This window comes from Xanthomonas axonopodis (assembly GCF_001304695.1).
Classification (GTDB): Bacteria; Pseudomonadota; Gammaproteobacteria; order Xanthomonadales; family Xanthomonadaceae; genus Xanthomonas; species Xanthomonas axonopodis.
In genome coordinates this window covers 1-1,324 of sequence record NZ_JFAQ01000093.1, presented here as the reverse complement: position 1 = coordinate 1,324, position 1,324 = coordinate 1, and the positions used below count along the sequence as shown (strand labels likewise).

The window sequence follows — 1,324 nt, the reverse complement described above, 5'->3', positions numbered from 1 at the left end:
ACCAATTCCAGGGCTTTCTGGACATCGGGATCAGTACGCTCAGAGGAAGGGTCGAAGCTCCTGCCACGGACCTTTAGGGCAACGCTGATCAAGTTCCAAAGATGCGAGGATAAGTGCTTCGCAGCGATGGTGGTGCAAGCCGATGAAGCAGCGGACCTTGGCAATGTCAGCTGACCAGGGCAACGGGTTTGAACAGTACCGTCGCCCGACGCGGCGCGATGTGTTCCTGGCACGGATGGAGACGCTGGTGCCGTGGATGGCACTGTGCGCGGTGATCGCCCCGCACTATCCCAGGGCCGGCAAAGGTCGCCATCCAGTTGGCCTGGAGCGGATGCTGCGGATGTACTTCGTCCAGCAGTGGTTCAATCTGGCCGACCAGGCCTGCGAGGAGGCGTTGCTGGACAGCACCGCGCTACGCCGGTTCGTGGGCATCGACCTGGGCTGTGAGCGGGTGCCCGATGCGACCACGCTGCTGAAGTTCCGGCGCTTGCTTGAGACCCACGACCTCGGCGCGGAGCTGTTCTTGCAGGTGAACCAGGAACTGGAGAAGCAGGGCCTGAAGCTGGGCACCGGGACGATCGTGGACGCCACGCTGATTGGCGCGCCCAGTTCGACCAAGAACGTCAAGAAGGAGCGCGATCCGGAGATGCACCAGACCCGCAAAGGACAGCAGTGGTACTTCGGGATGAAGCTGCACATTGGCGTGGACAGCCGCACGGGCCTGGCCCACAGCGCGGCGGTGACGGCGGCCAACGTGCATGACAAGCATCTGTTGGAAGAGCTGCTACATGGCGATGAGCGGCGGGTGTATGGAGATAGTGCCTATGCCAGCCAGAAGACGCTGATCCAGGCGCATGCGCCCAAGGCGAAAGACTTCACCAATCAACGGACCAGGCGAGGCGGCCAGGTTGACGAAGTACAGCGAGGAAAGAACCGCAACAAGTCGCGGATCCGAGCACGGGTCGAGCACGTGTTTGCGGTGATCAAACGGCTGTGGGGCTTCAACAAGGTGCGCTATCGGGGCTTGCAGAAGAATGCGACGCGCAGCTTCGTGGCCTTGGGGCTGGCCAACCTCTACCTGGCGCGCGCAAGGTTGCCCACATGAAGCACAGAGGCCTCCCAACAGAGGCCTCGATCACCGGGATTGCCCTGAATGGGCAAAGCGATCTACGCGCCCCATCGTCTATGTGCATCCAACCTCCCGCGAAACGCGGGAACGGGGCTTGATCAGCGTTGCCTTAACTGTTCGTGTTGGAGGTCCAGCCCACGCTGGACCGACACTTCGATCGGGGTACTGATGGCCACGGCGGTTTCCACATGAGCT

At 61.9% G+C, this 1,324-nt stretch carries 1 protein-coding gene; it reads left to right on the top strand.

Going from position 1 to position 1,324, the window contains the following annotated elements:
- Positions 1-142 precede the first annotated feature (142 nt).
- Positions 143-1,105, top strand: coding sequence for an IS5 family transposase (locus XAXN_RS09550; RefSeq protein WP_054319368.1), 963 nt, complete (start codon positions 143-145; stop codon positions 1,103-1,105).
- Positions 1,106-1,324 lie beyond the last annotated feature (219 nt).

Excerpts from the sequence above, each read along its gene's own strand:
- XAXN_RS09550 (WP_054319368.1), top strand. The coding sequence starts at position 143 with ATGAAGCAGCGGACCTTGGCAATGTCAGCTGACCAGGGCAACGGGTTT.